Below are 5787 nucleotides of genomic sequence, written 5' to 3'. Positions count from 1 at the left end.
GCCCACTTTCATGCCGCCCCACCGAGGGTCATCCACAGGTTCTGATCATTGCTCCCAGTGAGGCGCGAACCGCACGACCGACCGACTCACCTACGCCGGCCGGCCCACCGGAAGCGTTGAAACCGTAGAAGGTGTGCACCAGCATGATCGTTATTCCCGTTCCGATGACTTGCAGCATCGACCAGATCAAATCGGTTGGCTGCAGGTAAGTATGGAAGTAGTGGTCGTAAACCCCGGGCGCCTGCCCGTAGGCGAAGATGACGAGCGTCCGGGTGGCCACGTAGCCGGACAACGTCGCCAAGCACCACAGCGGGATCACGACGATGACACCGGCCACCACGCGGGTAGACACAAGGTAGGTGATCGAGTGGATGCCCATCACCTCAAGCGCGTCGATCTCCTCGTTGATCCGCATGGCGCCGAGCTGCGCCGTGGCGCCGGCGCCGATGGTGGCCGCCAGGCCGATACAGGCGACCAGCGGGCACGCCAGACGCGTGTTGATGTAGGCCGAGGCGAAGCCGCTCAAGGCCTGTACGCCGACATCCGACAGCGACCGGAACAGCTGAATGGCAACCAGCCCACCGACGGACATTGTCAAGGTTGTCACGATCACCACGGTGCCGCCGATGACGGCCAGCGCACCAACGCCCAGGCTCATGTTGGCGACCAGACGCATCGTCTCGACTTTGTAGCGGACGATGGCTTCCCACACGAAACCGAGTGCCCTGACGTAGAAAGCTGTCTGGCTCCCCAGCCGGTTCCACCCGTTGCTGAAGTCGCGCGCGGCCTTGGTCAGCCGCGGCAGCCGAACTCCCGCGGGGCCGCTCACATCGTCGCCTTCGTAGTGACCGCTGTGAGTACTACGTTGATCACAAACAACGCCATGAACGTGTAGACGACGGTCTCGTTCACCGCATTGCCTACACCTTGTGGACCGCCTCCCACGGTGAGGCCCTTATAGCAGGCGATGAAGCCTGCGATCAGCCCGAATAGTGACGCCTTGGCGAAGGCAATGACGACGTCACTGACCCCGACGAGCAGCGTAAGACTCGCCGCGTAAGAACCGGGATCGACGTGTTGGAAGCCGACCGAGAAGAAATAGCTGGTGACCAAGCCGACGATGGTGTTGACCGCGTTGAGCAGAAATCCGTTGACCGTGAGCGCCAACACTCTCGGCACCAGCAGACGTTGGACGGGGTTGATTCCCATCACTCGCATGGCGTCGACTTCTTCACGGACGGTACGAGCGCCCAGTTCGGCGCACATCGCGGTGGCCCCGCAACCGGCGACGACCAACACCGTAGATATCGGACCGATGTAGACGACACAAGCGAGTGCAGCCCCGGTGCCGGAGGCGTCGGCGGCGCCGATCTCGACCAGCAGGATGTTGATGATGAATACGGCGAACGCGTTGAACGGGATCGACACCGAAACGGTTGGGAAGGTCGTCACCCGAGCTACAAACCAGCTCTGGTGGAGGAACTCACGCCAGGCGAAGGGCGGGCGGACCATCTGGACCAGGGTGTCGAGCGACAACGCGAAGAAGCTGCCGACCTCACGTAGCGGCTTACCGCCGAGAGCGAACGGCCTCGGCGGCTTGCCGTCAGGTGCGACGGAACCTCCGGCCTCACGCAGCGGTTCCGTAGCAGTGTCCGTCGCGACCACTAACGCTCCCCTGCATAGCTGGCCTCGGCTGTTACCAAGCGGACAGATCCCAGAATGACCTCGGTGCGACGAGCGCGCCGACGAACGTCCTTTGGACGCGGCAGAATCCAGCTGGCGTCAGACCGCATACGCTGCGCATACGTTTGGCGCCGGCGGCCAGAGACCGCAGCGGTCATGATGGCCATCGGCATCCTCCCCACCCACACCAACGCGCGCTCATTCACTGGATCAACAACCCCTTCATCAAATCCGCATTCAAGCACCCGGCGCGACTTGCTCCCGGGTCCCCTGTAGCTACCGGTGAACCGTACACGACTAAATTCACAACGAGCAACAGTCAGTTCCGGGACTTTGAATAATGCGCAGGAACACCAAGTCGAGTGATCACTCTTTGCTGCGGACAGGATGCAACTAGGCGCCCTCGCCAGCTCGCGCATGTCGATCCACGTGAGGACGCGCGCCCGCGACAGGCGCCTCGTCATCGCACTGTGGGACATCTCCTCAGCTATATTGTGGTAGCAACCGGGGGACGGCCAGCGGCGACGTGAGGCACGATGACGGCGACAACTCCTAACCCCCCGGGTTCGCGACCAGGCGTCTACCCCCATGTCGACGGTTGCTGTCGGCACGATAATTTCGCTCCGCGTCGACTTTAGATATTTACCCAGCAAAGACAAATCATCCGCGAACATGCTATAGAAAGCGTGATTTGCTTCTCGATGATTATGGTATTAACTTCGCGCTTTACCCACGCAATTTCTAATTATTGCAGCCTTCGTAGACACACAAGAATTGAAGCACGCCAGTAAACTTGCGGAATAATGCGATCTTCCACCGCCGAGGAGAAGATGCGGCGACGTCTCGCGCAGCGAGCCGGTGGCTGCCCATACTGGCCACAGCACCGCGAGGGGTCGCCCCCGAGGAGTCATCGACATCCCTCCGCCGATGAACGGCTGCACTGGGACGCACGAGCCAGGGTTCTACTCAGCGCCATCATCAGCACATATCGGCCGCGGTCCCCTGCCCCCGACTCCGGGATGGCCAAGATCACGACGGAGCAATCGACGTTGCGTTGCCCGGCAACTGCGCCCGCCACCATCGGACAGACCCCCCAGGCGCCGCCGTTTCGTTAACTATTTAACTGATTATCTTTTAGAGTGTTCGTTCCCGCAGCACAGCCCCGGGTCATGAACACTGCGATACACATCACATAACAGCGCAAAGAAGGCCCGGATGGCGCTTCGGCGCCTATGACGACGACGCCTCGAGCGATACCCGCAAGGGGGATCCGAAAGCGCTATTCCTTTATCTATTTCGCTCCTCCTGGCAACGGGCATCGGCAACCACTCTTTGACGGCCATGAGAGCTCGTTTTGCGCAGTATTGGGTCGTCATCTCGCCTCCCAAGGGGACCTTCGTGTCAAGTTCGGTCATCACTGTCCGGGATGTCGAGCAGTCCGAGTGAATCCCCCGGCGAGTCCGGAGACTCTGATGTACCCCGGGTTCTCCGGACTCGCCGGGGGGATTCAACCTCCAGAATCTAGAGAAGTGTTGCGACCGCGCCTAGAAACCACCCGTGGCCCCTGGCCTGGTTTTCAACCGTCGTCAACAGTCGGTCAAGTCGCCGACAGGGGCTCAACAACCGCTGGGCAGCGGCGGCCTGGGCAACTGGGTACGACTCTACGACCGCACGCGACATGAGGACGGCCGGCTCTACGACAGTGAACGCGGGGAACTCAAGCGGCTGCGCAGGGAGAACGCGGAGCTAGCCATGGAGCGCGATGTCCTCAAACGCTTGTGCGCCCTCTGGAGCAAGGAAGCAATGCAGCCTGGCACTACGATCGCCACCCAGAGTGGGTACAGCGACGTCGTCTCGAGCATTGGGGAGCGGCGCAGGCGTGGCTTTAGAAGTGGCGCAAGGGAGATCAATCCCAACAACACAGGCGTCGGGTGGCGCTGGCCGCCACCATCGACGACCTGGTCCACAAACACAAGGGCACCTACGGATCGCCGCGCATCATCGCCGACCTGCGCGAGATAGGCCGGCAGGTTCGACCCAACACCGTCGCGGCGCTGATGGCCGGAGTCGTCTTCCGCACCGATGGCGATGGTGAGTACACCGGGGAGCTGTCTGCTGTCGCTAACGCGGTCGCGGAATCGTTCAACTCAACCCTGGCTGTTGACGACGTCGCGACTGGCCGGGTTTTCAACCGTCGTCAACACTGGCGTGGGAGTTGTTGCCCAATAGGCACTTCCACACCTGTGAAGAAGCGCGTCACGCAGCCGACGCCTGGATCGACGATTACGACACCGCCCGGCGGCACTCCACCCAAAGTCGCTACGGTCTCGTGGGAATGTCACACGGTCAATGGCCTGTGCGGTCGCCACATCTCCACCCGCGTTGACCGGCTCGTCCGACCCGCCCTGAACGATGATCGGCATCGGCGCCCTCAGCGGGCTGCTCGCCCCCGCCAGCGCCAGCACGCCGGTGACCACATCAGCTCGCCGAAGACCGCCCACACTGCCCGGCAATGGCCAAAACTTCGTCGTCATTCACAGTGACGCCGTCATCGCCCTCCTCAACGACAGCCAACAGTCGCCAAGTTGGTGGCACAAGCGAAGTGCGCTGCGACGCCACAGTGAGAGGCCCCGGAGCCCACTCGGACCGGATACGGTGCATCCGACCGGGGTTGGACACCCGACGGCCGGACCCCTGGGAGGCAACTTCCATCGACCTGCGCGACCGGGTTCCCTGTCTGGTCGAGGACCCGGATGGCTCCTCACAAAGGCCCCGGTCGCACCTTTTCCGCTCTCTACCACTGCTCTCCCGGTGGCTGATGCCTCCAGACCCGCGGGGGAGAGAACGCGAGAACTCCATGCCCCCGCTGACCAGATTCGGCCGCTCAGAGGCATCAACGGGCTGAACTTCGGGCTCCCGGCATGAGAGGCGGGAGCCTCCGCATGCCGGGGAGCGGTCTTCAGCCGCTAACGGATCGTGTTCACAACATCGCCCGACATAGCACCTAGTTGCGACGCCCATGTCCCCCAGCCGTGGTCTCCACTGACCGGGAAGTCGAAGTGGCCGTTGTCCCCGCCTACGCTGCGGTACTGCTGGTGGAAGGCCCGGTTGCTGCCCTGTGCCTGGTCGGCGGCGTCGAGCATGGCGGCCGGATTGCTGGCCGTTGGAGTCTGTGGACTGAAAACCCATAGCCGGGTGTTGTTCTGGGCTAGCAACGCGGCGTGCACGTAGGGATCGTGCCACTTCCATCGGCCCAACTGTGCCGGGCCCCACATGGCCTGGGCGTTCACCCCGCCGAAGTGCTCCATCCCTGCGGTGATGGCGCCGTTCAACGTGGTTTGCGAAGGATACGGAAAGCCCGACATCGAACCAGCGTAGCGGAAGCGGTCGGGGTGGAAGGCGGCCAGCGCCATCGAAGCATAGCCCCCTTGAGAGGCACCCACGGCGGCGTGGCCGCCGGGTGCCAAACCCTTGTTGGCCGCAAGCCAATCGGGCAGCTCGCTAGACAAGAAGGTATCCCACTGCTTGCTGCCGTCCTGCTCCCAGTTGGTGTACATACTGTAGGCGCCGCCGGCAGGCGCCACGAGCGAAATCCCTTTGCCAGCAAGCGTGTTCACGGCATTACCCACAGTGATCCAATTGCTGACATCCGGCGCCGCGTCGAACGCATCCAGCAGGTATACCGCGTGCGGCCCGCCCCCGACGAAGGCCACCGGGATGTCACGGCCCATCGCGCCGGACGGAACCATGAGTGTCTCGTAACCTGCTGCCGTCGCCCTTCCGGGAATCACCGCCGCCACACCGATCAGCCCGATCGACAATGCGGCAAGGCAGAGCATCCGAAAAATCGCTGACACACCAGGCATGTCTCTCATGTCCACATCTCCATCGCCTAGAGGGGATTGGTCCTAGCAGATGTTAAAACATTAATCGGATTCGCGCCGAGGTCGACTTGTGGGGTAGCGAAATGGACCACCGCACCCGCCGGCGTCCGCGGATGCCGGCAGTAGCGCCGCCCCGCATCCCGAAAGTTGCCGATTTTCCCCCATTGGATATTACGGTCGGTGGGAGCCGGCGTTCCGCTGCTTGGTGAGCCAGTGTTCC

The 5787-nt window shown here is 62.5% G+C and carries 4 protein-coding genes; 1 reads left to right on the top strand and 3 read right to left on the bottom strand.

Going from position 1 to position 5787, the window contains the following annotated elements:
- Window positions 1-28 precede the first annotated feature (28 nt).
- Together K6T84_RS23625 and K6T84_RS23620 are read right to left on the bottom strand one after the other, a co-directional pair.
- Window positions 29-829, bottom strand: a complete 801-nt coding sequence (locus tag K6T84_RS23625; protein WP_408066180.1) for an ABC transporter permease — start codon at window positions 827-829, stop codon at window positions 29-31.
- Window positions 826-1512 (bottom strand): MlaE family ABC transporter permease, encoded by a 687-nt coding sequence (locus tag K6T84_RS23620; protein WP_329786970.1) that lies wholly within the window; start codon window positions 1510-1512, stop codon window positions 826-828. Before K6T84_RS23620 ends, K6T84_RS23625 begins: the two co-directional genes overlap by 4 nt.
- A gap of 2102 nt (window positions 1513-3614) precedes the next feature.
- Here K6T84_RS23620 and K6T84_RS23615 point away from each other — a divergent pair.
- Window positions 3615-4226: a helix-turn-helix domain-containing protein gene (locus K6T84_RS23615; protein ID WP_225401425.1), complete on the top strand. Its 612-nt coding sequence runs from the start codon at window positions 3615-3617 to the stop codon at window positions 4224-4226.
- Window positions 4227-4649: 423 nt separating this feature from the next.
- Here the strand turns inward: K6T84_RS23615 and K6T84_RS23610 are convergent, their stop codons facing one another.
- A complete protein-coding gene (locus K6T84_RS23610; RefSeq protein ID WP_225401962.1) occupies window positions 4650-5549 on the bottom strand; it encodes an esterase family protein in 900 nt (299 codons plus the stop codon).
- Window positions 5550-5787 lie beyond the last annotated feature (238 nt).

The sequence above is a fragment of the Mycobacterium zoologicum genome, assembly GCF_020181635.2.
In the GTDB taxonomy this organism is placed as follows: Bacteria; Actinomycetota; Actinomycetes; order Mycobacteriales; family Mycobacteriaceae; genus Mycobacterium; species Mycobacterium zoologicum.
This window is presented reverse-complemented; position numbering and strand designations above follow the sequence as displayed.